Source organism: Streptomyces sp. NPDC000410 (assembly GCF_040300305.1).
Taxonomy (GTDB): Bacteria; Actinomycetota; Actinomycetes; order Streptomycetales; family Streptomycetaceae; genus Streptomyces.
The window spans coordinates 48,030-65,533 of sequence record NZ_JBEPDM010000032.1; the positions used below are offsets into that span (position 1 = coordinate 48,030).

Consider the following 17,504-nt stretch of genomic DNA (forward strand, 5'->3'; position numbering starts at 1 on the left):
CCTTCGGCCGTGTCCTCAAACGCCGGACGGGCTCCTTTGGAGCCCCGCTGGGGGTCCCCCCACGCCCGCTAGGGCGTAGGGGGAGATTGAGGCGCGGGGGTTCGGGGGCGGAGCCCCCGCAGGCCCCCCGCACCCCGGTCAAGCGGAGGCGCGTTTGCGGGGGGTGGTCTTCTTCGCCGTCGTCTTCTTCGTCGTGGACTTGGCCGAAGCCGACTTCGTCGACTTCGCCGCCGCCGTCTTCTTCGCCGTCGACGTGGACTTCTTCGCGCCCGTCTCCTTCGGCGACGCCTTGGCCGTCGCCTTGGCCGGGGCCCGCTTGCGGGGCTTGAGTTCCGTGACCTCCGCGGGCTGTTCGGCGGCCGGCTCGCCGCCGCGGGCCTCCTTCGCCGCTCGGACGCTGCTCTCCAGGGCGGCCATCAGGTCGATCACCCTGCCGCCCGCCGCGGCCGGGGCCGCCTCGGGGGCCGGTTCGACGCCCTCCGCCTTGGCGGCGATCATCTGCTCGACCGCCTCGCGGTAGTCGTCGTGCAACGAGTCGAGGTCGATGTCGCCGAGCGTGTCCATCAGCGCGTCCGCCAGGTCGAGTTCGGCGTCGCGGATCTTGACCTCCGTCTCCGGGGCGATGCCCTCCGTCGCGCGGATCTCGTCCGGCCACAGGAGCGCGTGCATGGCGATCACGTCGTCGACGACGCGCAGCATGCCGAGCCGCTCACGACCGCGCAGGGCGAACTTGGCGACCGCGACCTTCTCGCTCCGCTTGAGCGCCTCGCGCAGCAGGGTGTACGGCTTCGCCGCGGGCACCCCGTTCGCGGCGAGGTAGTACGCGGCGTCCATCTGGAGCGGATCGATCTGCGCGGTCGGCACGAAGCTGACGATCTCGATCGTCTTCGCGGTCGGCAGCGGCAGCGACGCGAGGTCCTCGTCCGTGATCGGGATCATCGTGCCGTCCGCGTCCTCGTAGGCCTTGCCGATCTCCTCGGTCGGCACTTCCTCGTCGTCGAGCTCGCAGATCTTGCGATAGCGGATCCGGCCCATGTCGGCGGTGTGGACCTGCCGGAAGGAGACCGACCGGCTCTCCGTGGCGTTCACCAGCTTGATCGGGATGCTGACCAGCCCGAAGGAGATCGCGCCGTTCCAAATGGATCGCACGTCCATCCCTTTCATCCGGGTTCGAGGCGATTCGTGGGATTCTCATCGTATGACGCCCATCACAGAGGTGGACGGGCGGCGCCTGACGCTCAGCAATCTGGACAAGGTCCTCTACCCGGCGACCGGGACCACCAAGGGCGAGGTGCTGCACTACTACGCCCTCACCGCCGACCCGCTGCTCGCCCACCTCCACGACCGCCCGCTGTCCTTCCTGCGCTACCCGGACGGCCCGGACGGCCAGCGGTTCTTCACCAAGAACCCGCCCCCGGGCACCCCCTCCTGGGTGCGCGTCGCCGAGGTGCCGCGCTCCTCCCGGGAGAGCGGGGAGCAGGTCGTCGTACAGGACCTGCCGTCGCTGATGTGGGCGGCGAACCTGGTGGTGGAGTTTCACACTCCGCAGTGGCGGGTGGCCGAGCCGGCCAGGGCCGACCGGATGGTCCTCGACCTCGACCCCGGGCCGCCCGCCACCGTCGTGGAGTGCTGCGAGGTGGCCCTGTGGCTGCGCGAGCGGCTCGCCGCCGACGGCCTGGAGGCGTACGCGAAGACGTCCGGCTCCAAAGGGCTGCATCTGCTGGTCCCGCTGGAGCCGACGCCGTCGCGGGAGGTGTCGGCCTACGCGAAGGCCCTGGCCGTGGCGGCCGAGGCGGAGCTCGCGGGCCTGGTGGTGCACCGGATGACCCGCGCGCTGCGCCCGGGGAAGGTCTTCGTCGACCACAGCCAGAACTCCGCGGCCAAGACCACCGCGACCCCCTACACGCTGCGCGCCCGGCCCGAGCCGACCGTGTCCGCACCCGTCACGTGGGAGGAGATCGAGGACTGCGACTCCCCCGAAAGGCTGATGTTCCGGCTCGGCGACATGACGGAGCGGCTGGAGCGGTACGGGGATCTGCTCGAATCGCTCTTCGACCCCGCCCTCGCGGGCACCCTGCCATGAGCGTGCCGCGCCCGCCGGTGAAGGTGGCGCTCGCCGGGACGGTGGCGCGGCTGCCGCGCGGAGCGGGCCTGGCGTACGAACCGAAGTTCGACGGCCACCGGATGGTGATCTTCCACGCGCACGGGAAGCCTGTCCTCCAGGCCCGCTCGGGGCGGATCGTCACCGCCGCCTTCCCCGATCTGGCGGAGGCGGCGCTCGCGCTGCCGGAGGGCACGGTGCTCGACGGGGAGGTCGTGATCTGGACCGGCGGGCGGATCGACTTCGCCGCCGTACAGCGCCGGGCGGCCGCCACGGCGGCTCGGGCGACGCTCCTCGCCCGCAGGCTGCCCGCCTCGTACGCGGCCTTCGATCTGCTCGCGGCGGACGGCGAGGACCTGCGCCCGGCGCCGTACGAGCGACGCAGGGAGCGGCTCGTGGAACTGCTCGGTCCGCTCGGCCCGCCCCTCCAGCCGGTGCCGATGACGACGGACCCGGAGCTGGCCGCGACCTGGTACGAGACGCTCCCCGCCGCCGGGGTCGAGGGGCTGGTGATCAAACGGCTGAGCGGGCCGTACCGGGCCGGTGCGCGCGACTGGCGCAAGCTGCGGCACACCGACGTCCGGGACGCTGCGGTCGTCGGCTTCACCGGCCCGGCCGGGCGGCCCGCCGCACTGGTGCTGGTGCTGCCGGACGACGACACCCCGGCCGTCTCCAGCCCCCTGCCACCCGCGCTGCGCACACAGGCGGGCGCCCTGCTGGCGGGCCTCGGGACCGCAGCCCCCGGGGAGCCCTGGGAGTCGGAGGGCGTGGCGATGGCGGTCGGGGTGGGCGAGGTCCCGTACCGCACGGTGCGGGCCGGGCTCACGGCGGAGGTCGAGCAGGGGACGACGCGACACACGGTGGTGACGGTCCTACGGATTCGGGACGATGTCATTAATCAAGTTTGACTAGCGAGAGGAAGGGGATTACTCTCACTGTCATCAAGTAGTCAAGTTTGACAAGGAGTGCACGTGCCCCAGTTGCCCGACACCGGCTACACCCCCACCCCCGGCGAGCTCGCGAGCATCGAGGAGTGGTTCGCCGAGTACGACGCGGCCAGCGGCCGCCGCGACATCGAGCGGATGGCCGACATGGCGGTCTTCCCGCTCAACCTGGTGAGCGACGACAGCTCGGGCAACGGCGCCTCGGCCCAGTGGGATCGTGAACAGTTCGTGGCGACCATGACCCACGTCATGGGGGACGGTTCCGAGGACATCAGCTTCACCTCGGTGCGTACGCCCGTGTTCCTCACGTCCGCCATGGTGGTGGTCTTCACCGACTCGACCATGACCATGGGCGGCGCCACCCAGGAGCTGCGGTACGCCGACATCCTGATCAAGCAGGACGGGAAGTGGTCGTTCCAGACCATGCTCCAGGGCGGCTGGGGGGACAACCTGCGCTGACGCCCACGTGGTCCTGGTGCACACTCTCCCCAAGTACCTGCTCGCGGGAGGGATCAGCGTGTTCACGGGGATCGACGAGGTCGACTGGGCCTCGCTGAGGCATGCCTACGGTCCGGCGGACGATGTCCCGGAGCTCCTTCACGGGCTGGCCTCGGCGGATCCGGCCGAGCGGGAGGGCGCGCTGGACGGGATGTACGCCGCGGTGCACCACCAGGGCGACGTGTACGACTCGACGCTGGCCTGCATCCCGTTCCTGCTGGAGCTCGTCGCCAGCCCCGAGGTCCAGGACCGGGGCGCCATCGTGGAGTTGCTCACCAGTATCGGGGGCATCGAGCTGGACGGCGACGACGAACCCGGCCCCGACGAGGAGGAGTTCGAGGAGGAGGCGGCCAACTTCGCGATGGCGGCGGCCGCGGTCGGCGCCGGGGCGGACGCGTTCCTGGCGCTGGTCGCGGACGAGGACCGCGGGGTGCGGCTGGCGGCGCCGTGCGCGCTGGCGATGCTGCACGGCGAGCCGCCACGGGTGTTCGCCCTGCTGCGGGACCGGCTGGACGCGGAGCCGGACACGGAGGTGCGGCTCGCCCTGGTCGAGGCGGTGGGCAGGATGGCCCTGCGGCACGCCTCCCTGCGGGAGGAGGCGGCGGAGTGGCTGGCCGGGCTCGTCGCCCCGCCCCGTGCGCCGGGCCTGCGGCTGTCCGCCCTGGCGCAGTTGGCGCGCTGTGCGCCGGGGCGGCTTCCTGGGAACGTCGCGACGACGGCGACGTTCCTGCTGCGGGCCACGGACGGGGACGGCGTACCGCAAGGAGACGGGGCCCCGTGGGCCGACGACCTGCTGCGCACCCTGCACTCCGCGCTCGGCGACCGGATCGAGGACCGGGCCGAGCTGCTCATCGGGCAGCTCGGCAGCGCCGATCCGGGGCGGCGCGCCGACGCGGTGTGGATGTGCCACGGCCTGATGCGCACCTGGCGCGGTCCGTACGAGGAGCTGGTGCGGCACGTCGGGGCGCAGCTCGGCGCGCCGGAACCGCGGCTGCGGGACGCCGCGGCGAGCCTGCTGGAGAGCCTCTTCGGGCTCGCGCTGCCCGCGGCGGACGCGCTCGCCGACCAGGTCTGCCGGGACGAGGCGGACGCGGGCCGCGAGCGCCCTCGGCCCGGGGGGCCCGGACGGGCGCTGATCGCGCTGGCGCGGCTCGGTGACCCCCGGGCCGTACCGGCGCTCGCCGAGGCGCTGGAGCAGCCGGAGTTACCGCGTGAGGTGGTCTTCGCGGTGCCGTACCTCGGCGCCGGAGCGGCACCGCTCGCTCCGCTGCTACGGCGCCGGCTCGGCGAGATCGAGCTGGACGACGCGCTCTACGACCGGGCCGCGCCGCTGCTGCACGGGCTCGCCGAACTGCGGGCCGCCGAGGCGCTGCCCGAGGTGCTCCGGGTGCTGCGCGGCGCTCCGGAGCGGGGCGGCGAGTGGGTGACCGAGTCCGCACTGCGGGCGCTCGCCGCCTTCGGGCCCGCTGCGCGGGAGGCCGTGCCGGAGCTGCGCGGGCTGGTCCGGAGCCCGTCGGCGACGGTCGCGACGGCCGCCGCCCGCGCGCTGTGGGCGATCGCGGGCGACGTGGACGCCGTGCTGCCGGTGCTGCGCGAGCGGCTCGCGGCCGACGGGCCCGACGAGCGCCGTTCGGCCGCGGCCGCGCTGGGCTTCCTCGGGAGACCCGCGGCGGACGCGGCGGACGCGTTGCGGGAGCTGCTCACCGCACCCGAGAGCTGGCTGCGGATGGACGCGGCGGTTGCGCTGTGGCGGGTGACGGGTGAGGTGCGGGAGGCGCTCCCACTGCTGCTCACGGCGTGGGAGGAGAACCGGTACGGGCGGGTCGAGGTGGCCGAGTGCCTCGCGGAGATGGGCGGCGGGGCGGTGGAGGCGGGGCCCCTGCTGCGGGCGGAGCTTTCGCGGCAGCGGCGGCACAACGTGCTGGAGGGCGGGTCCGGGGGGCACGACATCGAGCAGGACGAGCGGCTGCTGGCGCTGTGCCGGAAGGCGCTCGCAGCGCAAGGCGCCGGCCGCGCGAGTGGGTGACCGGTGCGGGTGGTGGCGCCTGCGGCGGGCTTTGTCCCCTACCCGCCCCTTCCCGAAACTGGGGCTCCGCCCCAGCCCCCGTCTGCGGGGGCTCCGCCCCCGAACCCCCGCCGGGGCTCCGCCCCGGACCCCGCGCCTCAAACGCCGGCGAGGCTGGTTGTGCGGCCCAGGCACGCCGCCAAGGCGGATTGTGCGCGTCAAAGTCGCAGATAAAGGGACATAAGACCGCCACTTGCTACGTTGCGTGCCATGCCCAGGACAGCAACGGCACCGGCACCCGCACCGCCGCCCGTGTCGAAACAGCGAGGTGTCGAGTTCTCCCTCCTCGTCGGCGCCGTCCTCATCTCCGTCTACGGGTACGTCGACGTCGGGCTCGCCCGCAGCGGCGCGGTTCCGCCCGATGTCGTCGGGTACGGGGCGGGCCTCGGGATGCTCGCGCTGCTCGCGCATGTGGCCGTGCGGTTGCGGGCCCCGTACGCGGATCCACTGCTCCTGCCGATCGCGGTGCTCCTCAACGGGCTGGGCCTGGTGCTGATCTACCGGCTCGATCTGGAGACCCCGGCCGACCGGGCGGCGCCCGCCCAGCTCATCTGGTCGACGCTCGGCGTGGCGCTGTTCATCGCGGTCGTCGTGCTGATCCGGGACCACCGGCTCGTACAGCGGTACGCGTACCTCTCGGTCGCCGCCGCGCTCGCCCTGATGATCGTGCCGATCTTCTTCACGGCGGTGAACGGCGCGCGGATCTGGATCCGGATCGGCGCGTTCTCCTTCCAGCCGGGCGAGTTCGCCAAGATCCTGCTCGCCGTCTTCTTCGCCGCCTATCTCGCCGCCAACCAGGGCGCCCTCGCGTACACGGGCCGCCGGATCTGGAGGCTCCAGTTCCCCACCGGCCGGGTGCTCGGGCCGATCGTCGCGATCTGGCTGCTCAGTGTCGGCGTGCTGATCCTGGAGCGGGACCTCGGGACCTCGCTGCTCTTCTTCGGCCTCTTCGTGATCATGCTCTACGTGGCGACGGGGAGGACCGGCTGGATCGCGGTGGGACTTCTGCTCGCCGCCGTCGGGGCGTTCGCCGTCGGCGCCCTGGAACCCCATGTGCACAGCCGGGTGGAGGACTGGCTCGATCCGTTCGCCTCCATCCGCGCCGGCGACGGCCCCGGCCAGCTGGCCCAGTCCCTGTTCTCGTTCGCCGCCGGCGGCATCTTCGGGACCGGGCTGGGCGCGGGCCACTCCATGCTCATCGGGTTCGCCGCCAAGTCCGACTTCATCCTCGCGACCGCGGGCGAGGAGCTGGGGCTGGCCGGACTGACGGCCGTCTTCCTCCTCTACGCACTCCTGGTCGCCCGCGGCTACCAGGCCGCGCTCGCTCTGCGCGACGCCTTCGGCCGCCTCCTCGCCGCCGGCCTCGCCACGATCCTCGCCGTCCAGGCCTTCGTCATCGCCGGCGGCGTCACGGGGCTGATCCCGCTCACCGGTATGGCCATGCCGTTCCTGGCGCAGGGCGGTTCGTCCGTCGTCACCAACTGGATCATCGTGGCCCTGCTCATCCGGGTCAGCGACTCGGCCCGCGCCCCGCACCCCGAGCACATCGAGACCATCGAGGCCGGCGGAACGGTCGCGTTCGAGGTGGAGACGCGATGACCCGGTACATCCGGCGCGCCGCCGGGCTCTGTCTGGTCCTGCTGGCCGCGCTGTTCGTCAACGCCGTACGCGTCCAGGTGCTCCAGGCCCACGACTTCAACAACAGCCCCGCCAACCGGCGCCCCGAGATCGCCCGTTACGCCGACCCGCGCGGGCACATCGTGGTGAGCGGCAAGCCGGTCACCGGCTCCAAGGACACCGGCCAGCAGCTGCGCTACGAGCGCACGTACCGCGACGGCCCCCTGTACGCCCCCGTCACCGGCTACTCCTCGCAGCTCTACGGCACCACGCTCCTGGAGAACGCCGAGGACGCGGTCCTGTCCGGTACGCATCCGATGCTCGCCCCGCTCCCCTTCTGGAGCGAGTTCACCGGCTCCCTGCCGCCCGGCGGCCGGGTCGTCACCACAATCGACGCCTCCTTGCAGCGGACCGCGTACGCCGGGCTCGCCGGCCGGCGTGGCGCGGTCGCCGCGATCGAACCGTCGACCGGGAAGATCCTGGCGCTGGTCAGCAGCCCGTCGTACGACCCCGGGCTGCTCTCCGGGAACGACCCGTCCGTCACCGCCGCCTGGAAGCGGCTGGGCGGGGCGGCGAGCCGGCCGATGCTCAACCGGGCCATCCGGCAGACCTATCCGCCCGGTTCCGCCTTCAAGATCGTGACGGCGGCCGCCGCGCTGGAGGCGCGCGTCGTCACCGATCCCGACGCCCGCACGGACACGCCCGACCCCTATGTGCTGCCGGGCACCCGCACGAGGCTCCCCAACCCGGTGAAGGGCTGCAAGAATGCCTCGCTCGTGTACGCCGTCAGATTCTCCTGCAACACCGTGATGGCGAACCTGGGGGTGAAGGTGGGGCGGGCACGGATGGTGGAGACGGCCGAGAGGTTCGGCTTCAACGACGACGCGCTGCGGATCCCGGCCTGGGTGGCGCCCTCGAATTTCGACCGGCGGATGAGCGTGGACCAGCTGGCGCTGTCGTCCATCGGCCAGTTCGACACGGCGGCGACCCCTCTTCAGATGGCGATGGTGGCGGCGGCCGTCGCCAACGGCGGGGAGCTGGCATACCCCTATCTGGTGGACCGGACCACGACGTGGGACGGCGATCTCGTGCGGCAGACGTCCGGGCGGTCGTACCGGCGGGCGGTGAATCCCGCCACCGCGCTGGACCTGCGGCGGATGATGATCGCGGCGGTGGAGAAGGGCACGGGGCGGCGGGCCGCGATCAAGGGCGTGGTGGTGGGCGGGAAGACCGGCACCGCGCAGCACGGCGTCGGCAACACCGGCACTCCGTACGCCTGGTTCATCGCCTGGGCGCAGGCACGCGACGCGGGGCGGGCCGAGGTGGCGGTGGCGGTGGTCGTGGAGGACGCGGAGGCGAACCGGGCGGAGATCAGCGGCGGCGGGGACGCGGCGCCGATCGCGCGGGCGGTGATGGTGGCGGCGCTGCGGGACTGACGCCACCAGGATGTGGGCGCCGGTCCGGTCCACCCGGTTTCCAGGGCAGGATCAGGCCTGCGGCCCGCGCCGGTCGATCGCGGTCAGGTCGATGTCGATGGGGAAGGGGCGGTCGAGCTTGAGCTGCTTGTGGAAGATGCCGGTCGGGGCGTACGACCTGGTCGCCGGGTCGAGCTCGTAGACGTACACGACGGGCAGGCCGTCGCTCTCCTCCACTCGCCAGAAGTGCCGGATGCCTGCCTGAGCGTACTTGCGAGGCTTCGCGTCCCGGTCGCGTTCCACGGATTCCTCGGAGACGACCTCGACGACCAGGATGACGTCCTCAGGCAGAAGCCGGGTCCGCTTGGGGCCGGTGTCGGCACCGGCGCGGGTCACCAGGACGTCCGGCTCCAGGCGGTTGCGGTCTCCGAGCGTGACGGTGAACTCCCGGTACACGTCGAACTCGTCCGGCGCCCGGTCGAACAGAGATGTGTCCAACAGACGGACTGTGCGCATGTGAAAGGTTGTCTGCGGACTCACGAAGACGAGGCTCCCGTCGATCAGCTCCGTATGCGGAGGGAGATTCGGAAGCTCGTCGAGGTCGTCCGCCGTCCAACCACCGGCGGGCGGGCGCGGCCATGCGTACTCGTCGTCCAGCCCGTACTCGCGTGCGGCGCTCATGCTTGCTCCCATGCGACGGAGTCTGCCTGGCAGAACCAGCGTACCCAGCGGAATCCCGGGAGCATCCTCCGAACGAGTGATCACCAGCCGAACGGGCGGCACCCCTCCGCGGCGCTCAGTTCCCGCCCTGCGCGATCGCCTCCTCGACCTCCGCCGCCCGCCGCTCCTCCTCCGCCGCGAAACGCTCGTGGTCGAGCTGTTCGGCGACCTCCTCGTCCTGGCTCATCAGGAGATCCAGATCCGCGTCGCCGAGTTCGAGGACACCCATGTCGACGTATGCCTGCTGAAGCCGCCGGCCCCACAGGCCGATGTCCTTCACGCACGGCACGATGCGGCTGAACAGGAGCTTCCTGAAGAGGTGGAGGAACTCGGACTTCTCCAGGTACTCGTGGGCCTCCTGCCGCGGGATGCCGAAGTTCTCCAGCACCTCCATGCCACGGATGCGGTCGCGCATCAGGTAGCAGCCCTCGATGACGAATTCCTCGCGCTCGCGCAGTTCCGCGTCCGTGAGCTGCTTGTAGTAGTCGCGCAGCGCCATCCGCCCGAAGGCCACGTGCCGGGCCTCGTCCTGCATGACGTACGCGAGGATCTGCCGGGGCAGCGGCTTGGGCGTCGTGTCGCGGATCATCCCGAAGGCGGCCAGCGCGAGGCCCTCGATGAGCACCTGCATGCCGAGGTAGGGCATGTCCCAGCGGGAGTCGCGCAGGGTGTCGCCGAGCAGGCCCTGGAGGCTGTCGTTGATCGGGTAGAGCATCCCGACCTTCTCGTGCAGGAAGCGGGCGAAGATCTCGGCGTGCCGGGCCTCGTCCATGGTCTGGGTGGCGGAGTAGAACTTCGCGTCGAGGTCGGGGACCGATTCGACGATCCGCGCCGCGCACACCATCGCGCCCTGCTCGCCGTGCAGGAACTGGCTGAACTGCCAGGAGGAGAAGTGCCGGCGCAGCTCGCCCTTGTCCTTCTCGGTCATCTTGGCCCAGTGACGGGTGCCGTAGAGGCTGAGGGCCTCGTCAGGCGTGCCGAGCGCGTCGCACGGGTCCACCTCCAGGTCCCAGTCGATCCGCTTGGCACCGTCCCACTGCTTGTCCTTGCCCTTCTGGTAGAGGGCGAGCAGGCGGTCGCGGCCTTCGTCGTAGTCCCAGCTGAACCGGGCCGCGCCGGAGGCGGGGACGGACCAGATGGGATCGTCGGGGGTGTGGGTGTAGAGGTCACGTGTCGGCACGGGCGTTTCCTTCGGCTCAATCGGGTGACGAGCTCAACTGACGACCTTTCAGCAGATGTACTCGCTGCTAGACGTTGAGTCAACAAGTGACGCGCGGGGGATTGACGAGCTTACTGACACGCAGTCTCATAAGGCCATGACGACTGTGACCGAACGCGACCTGACCGTCCTCAGCGACGCCCTCGGCCCACTGCGGGACCGCGAACAGGTCGCCGCACGCCTGCTCGAGTCCTCCGCCAAGCACTCCTTCGACCCGGACAAGGAACTCGACTGGGAGGCCCCGGTCGAGGAGGGCAAGTGGTTCTGGCCGCCGGAACTGGTCTCCCTGTACGACACCCCGCTGTGGCGCAAGATGTCCGAGGAGCAGCGGATGGACCTGGCGCGGCACGAGGCCGCGTCGCTCGCGTCGCTGGGGATCTGGTTCGAGATCATCCTGATGCAGCTGCTGGTCCGGCACATCTACGACAAGTCGGTGACCAGCAATCATGTGCGCTACGCGCTCACCGAGATAGCGGACGAGTGCCGCCACTCGATGATGTTCGCGAAGATGATCCAGAAGGGCGGCGCGCCCACCTACCCCGTACCGCGGCTCTACCACAACCTGGCGCGCGTCCTGAAGACCGTGTCGACCACGCCCGGTTCCTTCGCCGCCACACTGCTCGGCGAGGAGATCCTCGACTGGATGCAGCGCCTCACGTTCCCGGACGAGCGCGTCCAGAGCCTGGTGCGCGGCGTGACGCGGATCCACGTGGTGGAGGAGGCACGCCATGTGCGGTACGCGCGGGAGGAACTGCGCCGCCAGATGGTGACCGCGCCCCGGTGGGAACAGGAGTTCACCCGGATCAGCTGCGGCGAGGCGGCGCGGGTCTTCTCCGTCTGCTTCGTGAACCCCCGGGTGTACGAGAACGTCGGCCTGGACCGGAGGGAGGCGGTGGCCCAGGTGCGGGCGAGCGGCCACCGGCGGGAGGTGATGCAGTCGGGCGCGAGGCGGCTGACGGACTTCCTGGACGACATCGGCGTGCTGAGGGGCCCCGGGCGCAGGCTGTGGAAGAGCTCCGGGCTGCTCGCGTGAGGCGGTTACGCTGCGGGGCATGACCTCGACTGTCCCCGCAACGAACCGCGCCTACCGGCGCCTCAGCGTCGAGGAGCGCCGCGGCCAGCTGCTCCGCTCCGCCCTCACGCTGTTCGCGCACCGGGCCCCCGAGGACGTGTCGCTGGACGATGTGGCCGAGGCCGCCGGGGTCTCGCGGCCGCTCGTGTACCGGTACTTCCCCGGCGGGAAGCCGCAGTTGTACGAGGCCGCCCTGCGCAGCTCCGCCGACGCGCTCGTGCTGTGCTTCGCCGAGCCGCCGTCCGGCCCGCCGACCGAGCGCCTCGGCCGGGTCCTGGACCGCTACCTCGCCTTCGTCGACGAGCACGACGCCGGGTTCAGCGCGCTCATGCGCGGCGGGAGCGTCGCCGAGACGTCCCGTACCACCGCGATCGTCGACGAGGTGCGGCGCGCCGCGGCCGAGCAGATCCTGGTCCACCTCGGCCTCCCGGAACCGGGCGCGCGGCTGCGCATGATGGTGCGCACCTGGATCGCCGCCGTCGAGGCGGCCTCGCTGATCTGGCTGGACGAGGAGAAGCGGCCGGCCGCGGGCGAGCTTCGGGACTGGCTCGTCGACCACCTCGTCGCCCTGCTGGCGGCGACGGCGGCCACGGACCGGGAGACGGCGGGGGTCGTCAGGAGCCTGCTGGCCCTGGAGACCGCTGCGGGGCCGGTCGGGACGCTCGCCCGCCGGGTGGTCCCCGTCGTGGGCGACGCCGGGCACCTGCTGTGACACTGGACGGGTGAGAAGCGAGAACACCCCGTTCGTCGGCGGCCCCCTGGACGGGCGGACCCTGCCCGTGCTCGTCGGCCCCACCGGCAATCCCCCGCAGTGGTACGAGGTACCGGTGCCGGACGCCGACGGCGGACCGCCCACCGTGTACGCGTACCGCCGCGTCCCGTCCGGGCACACCAAGCGGCTCGGGCTGCCGCGCGGCTGGAAGTACGAGTACGTCCCGGACGGCCGGGAGCGCCGCCAGATCCGGTGGCCCTGGTCGAAGCGGAAGGGCTCCCCATAAGATCGTTCGTCTGTCGACCGTGACCGGGGAAGACCTAGGGGGACTCATGGGGCCGCTTCAGCAGGACGACCCTCGCGAGATCGGGCCGTACACGACGCTGGCGCGGCTGCGGGAGACGGCGAGTTCCGTACGGTACCTGGCCCGCGACGCGGACGGCGCCGCCGTCGTCGTCATCGTGCCCCGGGCCGAACTGGCGGCGCTGCCCGCGTTCCGGCGGCGTTTCCAGCAGGAGGACCGCACCGCCGAGCGGCTGGCCGGCGGCTGGGTGGAGGCCCCGCTCGCCTCCCGGGCGGACGCGGACGGCGGCGAGCTGTGGACCGCGTACCCCTATCTCCCCTCGCTCACGCTGTCCGAGGCGATCGCGCTGACCGGCCCGCTGCCGGAGCGCACGGTGCGGATACTGGGTGCGGGCCTGGCCGAGACGCTGTCCCGGGTGCACGCGACCGGGTCGGTGCTGCACGGGCTCACGCCCGACACCGTCGTGCTCGCGGCCGACGGGCCGCGGCTGACGGCGTACGGCGCGCTGGGCGCGGCGGCGTCCGCCCAGGCCGGTCCGGACGGGCAGTTGTCGGTACGGCTCGGCTACCTCACCCCGGAGCAGCTCGCGGGCGAGAAGCCGGGCCCGGCGTCCGACCTGTTCGTCCTCGGACTGCTGCTGGCGTACGCGGCGACGGGCACGACGCCGCTCGGCGACGGCGCGGCGATCGCCCACGCGGAGCCCGAACTCGACTCCGTCCCCGAGGAATTGCGCGCCCTGGTGGCCCGCTGTCTGGCCAAGTCCCCCGCCGAACGCCCCTCGGCGGGCACGGTGGCGGCGGACCTGGCCCTGGAGGGCGCGGCGGCCCTGGCCCGCGACGGCTGGCTCCCGGCCGCGCTGATCACTGCGGTGACGGCCCAGGAGACGGCGGTGGAGGGGGCGTTGACGGGGACGGCGCCCGTTGTGTCCCCGATGACGCCGCCGGTCCGGGGCGGGGACCCGGAGGACACCGGGACCATGCCCAAGGACGCGGGGGGCGTGACTCCGGCGCCCGCGGACACCGCGACCGCCGGTCCGGTACCGGACGCGGGCCCGGAGACAGAAGAACCGTCGACGCGCACCGAGGACGCGGTGCCCGCGGGGGCGGCGGCCCGGGACGCGGGGACGGCGCCCGTCGGTGCGGTGCCGGATACGGGCCCCGTGGCACTGGATCCGGCCGCGCGAGCCGGGGACGCGGCGCCCATGGCCCCGGGCGGCGGCGGGGCGGCGCCCCAGGGCGCGCAGGGTGTGGTTCCGCCGCACGCGGAGGCCCGCACCGCACACGCGCCCACCACGCCCACCGCGCCCGGCGCAAGCGCGGAAGCGCCCGCCGCTCCCCCGGCCCTCGCGGGCGGCGACCGGCCGACCGCGCAGCTCGGGGCGCTGCCCGCCGGTGGTGTGGGGGACACCCGCACGACGCGTATCGCACGACTGCGGGGGGCCCTGCGGGAGGGCGGCGACCGGGCGACCACCCAGTTGACCCTCCCGGGGCCCCGCGCGCCGCTGCCCCCGGTCGCGGCGCCTCCCGCCGCCCCGCCGGCCGCGTCGGCCCCGTCCGCCCCGGCGGGCGGCCGGTTCGAGCGCAGGACGCTGCTCACCGGGATCGCCGCCGGGGCCGCCGGGCTCCTCGTCGGTGGCGGTGTCGTGGCCGCGGTATCGGGCGACGAGGCGACGCCCCCGGCGAAGCCGAAGCCGGTACCCCGGCCGGCCGCCGTGCCGGGCGTACCGCCCGCCGCGAAGTGGAGGTACGAGCATCCGGCGGCGGCGTCGGCCGTCGCCGTCCACGGGGAGCGGCTGCTCGTGCTGACCGGCGCCGCCGGTACGTCGGCCGTGGATCTGCGGACCGGCCGGCGCGCGTGGGAGCAGAAGGCCGCCGCCTCGACACGGCAGGCGCTCGTCGCCGGTACCGGCCTGGTGTTCGTCGTGGGCGCGGACGGCTTCCTGTGGCTGTCGGCGGCCGACGGGAAGGTCGTGCACCGGGCCCCGGGCGCGCAGGGCCTGTCGGTGGCGGGGGTCGCCGGGCAGTCCGGCCAGGTGGTGTGGTTCACCGGCGTCGAGTCGGCGCCCGTCGCCAAGAAGGCGGCCAGGACCTACGTCGTCGCGTACGACACCGTACGGCGCAAGGAGCTGTGGCGCTCCCTCGTCCCGAGCGCCGTCGCCCCGCGCGCGGCCGCGTACGAGCTCATCGCCGTCCGGCCCACCGAGGTCGTGCTGCGACGCCAGGACATGGCGGACAGGGGGCTGGCGCGCTTCAACGGGTTCGACCGGGCGACCGGGAAGGCGCTTTGGGTGCGGTACATCCCGGCGGTCGCCCCGGCCACCCCGGCGGCCGGGGACGCGGAAGGCCGGGTGTTCGCGGCGCTCGGCGGCGTACTGGAGGCGCACGGGGCGAGCGGCCGGATCTGGCGGCAGCCGGGCGGGACGACGCTCCCCCTCGGGCGGCCCCTGCGGCACGGCACCGCGCTGTACGCGGCGGGCCCCTCCCAGACGGTGCTCGCGCTCGACGCCGCCTCCGGCGCGTTCCGCTGGAAGCGCTCGACCCAGGCGCCGGCCACCACGCTCACCCCCGAGCTGACGGTCACGACGAGCGGGCGCACGCTGCTCGCTGCGGACGGCACGCAGGTCACGGCGTTCGGCACCGGCGACGGGCGGCGGCTGTGGAAGTTCCAGGACGCGGGAGGGGCCGAGGACACCGCCGATCCGTACCGGACCCTGCCGGCCGGCCGGACGACGGTGGTCGTCCAGCGCGGCCGGGCCTTCTACGCGCTCCCGGTGAGCTGACTCAGGAGTACGAGGCCACGAACGTCCGTACTCTGTCGACGAGTTACGAGGCCACGAACGTCCGCACCCGGTCGACGAGTGAGGCGTTGTCACGGATCCAGCCGTAGTGCCGGCTCCGGTGCGCACCGGCGTCGAGCACGAGGTCCCAGTGCGTCACCTCCGCGCTCCTGAGCTTGTCGCAGAGCCCTCGAACCCCTCCGGGCGGGGCCATGTTGTCCCCCTCGATGGTCACGGCCAGCACCGGCAGGGGCATCGTCGCCAGCAGGGCTTCGAAGTCGACGTCCGACGACGGCACCCGGTACCGGCCCGTGCGGACCTGCGTGGCCATGTCGTGGATGATCTGCGCCGAATCGTTGCCCAGCACGCCCACGCGCCTGCCGGGGAAATGGCCGAGCACCGAGGCGACGGCGGCCGCGAGGTGGAATCCCGCGAGCATGCCAAGGTTCCTCGGGAAGGGCCAGCCGCGGTAGTGGCAGGACGGGGCGCCGACCAGGATCGCCCCGGCGGCCATGTGCGGCTCCCGGCTCAGGTAGAGCGCGCCGAGCTGCCCCCCGAGGCTGTGCCCCAGGAGGTAGCGCGGTGCCTCCGGGAAGGCGGCTTCGACCGCGCGGAACAGGGCGGGGTAGTCGTACGTCACGATCTCGTGGTAGCCGTACCGCACTCCGCGCCGGACCCGCACGGAGCTCGTGCCCTGCCCCCTCAGTTCACCGACGACCACCTGGAAGCCCGCCCGGAGGAGGGCGTCCGCCAACGGCGTGTAGACGGCGGCCCTGGTGCCCATGGCGGGCATGCAGATCAGTACGGGGGCCGACGGGTCGTCATGTCTTCGCCGGAGCTGGACCTCGGCCGTGGTGCCGTCGGCTGCCCGTACCGTCTGCGTGGTCACGTCGGTGGACGGAATCAGAGCCCCTCCTCGCTCATGGCCATCCTGCGCATCTCGCGGAACACGTTCAGCAGCTGGATCTCGCTCGACCCTTCGAAGATCGTGAGGGCGCGGGCGTCCCGCCAGCGCTTCTCGACCCCGTAGTCGGCGGCGATCCCCCGCCATCCGTACAGCTGCAGTATCTCGTTCGAGGCGCGGACGGCGAGCTCCGTGGCGGCGTACTTCGCCATGGCGCTCTCCTTCCCGAACGGCAGCCCCTGGTCGGCCAGGCCGGTGGCTTCCTTGACGAGCTTGCGGGCCGCGACAAGCTCGACGTACAGCCGCCCGAGCGTCAGCTGTACGTGGCTCAGGGTGTCCAGGCGGTCGTCCGGATACACGCGGCGCTCGCCGGCCCAGGTCAGGGCGTCCCGGAGCATGGCGGCCACCATGCCCGTTCCGCACGCGGCCCCGCCGATCCGGATCGTGGCGAGCAGGTCGTTCAGCAGCGCCTCGCCGTCGCCGGCCCGGCCGATCAGGTTGACCGGCTCGAGGGCCACGTCCTGGAAGGTGACCGAGGGGGTGGGCAGGCAGCGGAAGGCCGCCTTCTCGATGTCGTCGCTGACGGTCACGCCCGGGGCGTCGCGCGGTACGGCGAAGAACGACAGACCGCGTTTGCGTGAGTCCACCACCGTGTTGGCCAGCACGATGAACACGTCGGCGACCGTGCCGTTCCCTGACATGCACTTGGCTCCGTTGAGCAGCCAGCCGGAGTCCGTCTTCACGGCACGTGTCGTGGCCGCCAGGAGATTGGAGCCGTTCTCGGGCTCGGTGAGCCCGAGCGCGCCGTAGCCGTTCCGTTTGAGCAGCTGCGTGACGAAGAGGTCCTTCTGCTCCGGGGTTCCGGCGGCGACCACGGGGTGCAGGGCGCCGCGGTTGAACACCAGCGTCCAGGTCATCCCCGGGCAGACCGCCGAGAGCTCGGAGACACCCTCGGTGAAGTCCGTGTAGGAGAGACCGGCGCCGCCCAGCTCCTCGGGGAAGGCGGCGTTGAGGATTCCCTCGGCCGCCGCCTTTTCGTGGATCGGGGTGGGGAAGGCCCGCTCCTGGTCGAAATGGCGCACGTGCGGCGCCATGACCTCCTCGGCGAACGTGCGGTAGATCCGCTTCCATTCCGGTCGGCTGTTCGATTCTTCCAC

The 17,504-nt window shown here is 72.6% G+C and carries 15 protein-coding genes; 10 read left to right on the forward strand and 5 right to left on the reverse strand.

The genetic code is table 11. The annotated features are described in order from the left end of the window. Positions 1 to 138 precede the first annotated feature (138 nt). Complete coding sequence (gene ku, locus ABT342_RS26495; protein WP_351578775.1) at positions 139 to 1,149, reverse strand: non-homologous end joining protein Ku; 1,011 nt, start codon at positions 1,147 to 1,149, stop codon at positions 139 to 141. Positions 1,150 to 1,198: 49 nt separating this feature from the next. Here ku and ligD point away from each other — a divergent pair, with 49 nt between their 5' ends. From ligD to ABT342_RS26525, 6 genes are all read left to right on the forward strand, one after another. Next, on the forward strand, positions 1,199 to 2,083 hold the full coding sequence (gene ligD, locus ABT342_RS26500) for a non-homologous end-joining DNA ligase (RefSeq protein ID WP_351578778.1): 885 nt from the start codon (positions 1,199 to 1,201) through the stop codon (positions 2,081 to 2,083). After that, on the forward strand, positions 2,080 to 3,009 hold the full coding sequence (locus ABT342_RS26505) for an ATP-dependent DNA ligase (RefSeq protein WP_351578781.1): 930 nt from the start codon (positions 2,080 to 2,082) through the stop codon (positions 3,007 to 3,009). The genes ligD and ABT342_RS26505 overlap by 4 nt, the downstream gene beginning before the upstream one ends. Positions 3,010 to 3,072: 63 nt before the next feature. Continuing rightward, on the forward strand, positions 3,073 to 3,504 hold the full coding sequence (locus tag ABT342_RS26510) for a nuclear transport factor 2 family protein (protein ID WP_351578784.1): 432 nt from the start codon (positions 3,073 to 3,075) through the stop codon (positions 3,502 to 3,504). Positions 3,505 to 3,562: 58 nt separating this feature from the next. Beyond that, positions 3,563 to 5,569: a HEAT repeat domain-containing protein gene (locus ABT342_RS26515; RefSeq protein ID WP_351578863.1), complete on the forward strand. Its 2,007-nt coding sequence runs from the start codon at positions 3,563 to 3,565 to the stop codon at positions 5,567 to 5,569. A gap of 249 nt (positions 5,570 to 5,818) precedes the next feature. Then, positions 5,819 to 7,207, forward strand: coding sequence for an FtsW/RodA/SpoVE family cell cycle protein (locus ABT342_RS26520; protein WP_351578787.1), 1,389 nt, complete (start codon positions 5,819 to 5,821; stop codon positions 7,205 to 7,207). After that, the gene (locus ABT342_RS26525; protein ID WP_351578789.1) at positions 7,204 to 8,661 is read left to right on the forward strand and encodes a penicillin-binding transpeptidase domain-containing protein; all 1,458 of its coding nucleotides are present in this window, start codon (positions 7,204 to 7,206) and stop codon (positions 8,659 to 8,661) included. Before ABT342_RS26520 ends, ABT342_RS26525 begins: the two co-directional genes overlap by 4 nt. Positions 8,662 to 8,712: 51 nt before the next feature. Here the strand turns inward: ABT342_RS26525 and ABT342_RS26530 are convergent, their stop codons facing one another. Both ABT342_RS26530 and ABT342_RS26535 read right to left on the reverse strand, forming a co-directional pair. Further along, positions 8,713 to 9,321, reverse strand: coding sequence for a Uma2 family endonuclease (locus ABT342_RS26530; protein WP_351578792.1), 609 nt, complete (start codon positions 9,319 to 9,321; stop codon positions 8,713 to 8,715). 115 nt (positions 9,322 to 9,436) lie between these two features. Beyond that, positions 9,437 to 10,540 (reverse strand): ferritin-like domain-containing protein, encoded by a 1,104-nt coding sequence (locus ABT342_RS26535; protein WP_351578795.1) that lies wholly within the window; start codon positions 10,538 to 10,540, stop codon positions 9,437 to 9,439. Between the two features lie 136 nt (positions 10,541 to 10,676). On the opposite strand from ABT342_RS26535, the gene ABT342_RS26540 reads away from it, so the two are divergent. Genes ABT342_RS26540 through ABT342_RS26555 form a run of 4 tightly spaced genes read left to right on the forward strand, consistent with a single transcriptional unit; the run spans position 10,677 to position 15,446 of the window. After that, the gene (locus ABT342_RS26540; protein WP_351578798.1) at positions 10,677 to 11,612 is read left to right on the forward strand and encodes an AurF N-oxygenase family protein; all 936 of its coding nucleotides are present in this window, start codon (positions 10,677 to 10,679) and stop codon (positions 11,610 to 11,612) included. A gap of 19 nt (positions 11,613 to 11,631) precedes the next feature. Next, complete coding sequence (locus tag ABT342_RS26545; RefSeq protein WP_351578801.1) at positions 11,632 to 12,363, forward strand: TetR/AcrR family transcriptional regulator; 732 nt, start codon at positions 11,632 to 11,634, stop codon at positions 12,361 to 12,363. A 10-nt stretch (positions 12,364 to 12,373) separates the two neighbouring features. Continuing rightward, entirely contained in the window at positions 12,374 to 12,649 is a 276-nt protein-coding gene (locus tag ABT342_RS26550; RefSeq protein WP_351578804.1) for a DUF8847 domain-containing protein, read from the forward strand. A gap of 46 nt (positions 12,650 to 12,695) precedes the next feature. Further along, positions 12,696 to 15,446, forward strand: a complete 2,751-nt coding sequence (locus ABT342_RS26555) for an outer membrane protein assembly factor BamB family protein (RefSeq protein ID WP_351578807.1) — start codon at positions 12,696 to 12,698, stop codon at positions 15,444 to 15,446. A 43-nt stretch (positions 15,447 to 15,489) separates the two neighbouring features. On the opposite strand, the gene ABT342_RS26560 is transcribed toward ABT342_RS26555, so the two are convergent. Next, positions 15,490 to 16,332 (reverse strand): alpha/beta hydrolase family protein, encoded by an 843-nt coding sequence (locus ABT342_RS26560; protein WP_351578810.1) that lies wholly within the window; start codon positions 16,330 to 16,332, stop codon positions 15,490 to 15,492. A gap of 14 nt (positions 16,333 to 16,346) precedes the next feature. Further along, on the reverse strand, positions 16,347 to 17,504 hold the full coding sequence (locus ABT342_RS26565) for an acyl-CoA dehydrogenase family protein (RefSeq protein ID WP_351578813.1): 1,158 nt from the start codon (positions 17,502 to 17,504) through the stop codon (positions 16,347 to 16,349).

What these genes read in the sequence shown, in the direction of transcription:
- ABT342_RS26540 (WP_351578798.1), top strand. Translation starts at nt 10,677, where the DNA reads ATGACGACTGTGACCGAACGCGACCTGACCGTCCTCAGCGACGCCCTC.
- ABT342_RS26520 (WP_351578787.1), top strand. Translation starts at nt 5,819, where the DNA reads ATGCCCAGGACAGCAACGGCACCGGCACCCGCACCGCCGCCCGTGTCG.
- ligD (WP_351578778.1), top strand. Translation starts at nt 1,199, where the DNA reads ATGACGCCCATCACAGAGGTGGACGGGCGGCGCCTGACGCTCAGCAAT.
- ABT342_RS26545 (WP_351578801.1), top strand. Translation starts at nt 11,632, where the DNA reads ATGACCTCGACTGTCCCCGCAACGAACCGCGCCTACCGGCGCCTCAGC.
- ABT342_RS26555 (WP_351578807.1), top strand. Translation starts at nt 12,696, where the DNA reads ATGGGGCCGCTTCAGCAGGACGACCCTCGCGAGATCGGGCCGTACACG.
- ABT342_RS26530 (WP_351578792.1), bottom strand. Translation starts at nt 9,321, where the DNA reads ATGAGCGCCGCACGCGAGTACGGGCTGGACGACGAGTACGCATGGCCG.
- ABT342_RS26505 (WP_351578781.1), top strand. Translation starts at nt 2,080, where the DNA reads ATGAGCGTGCCGCGCCCGCCGGTGAAGGTGGCGCTCGCCGGGACGGTG.
- ABT342_RS26525 (WP_351578789.1), top strand. Translation starts at nt 7,204, where the DNA reads ATGACCCGGTACATCCGGCGCGCCGCCGGGCTCTGTCTGGTCCTGCTG.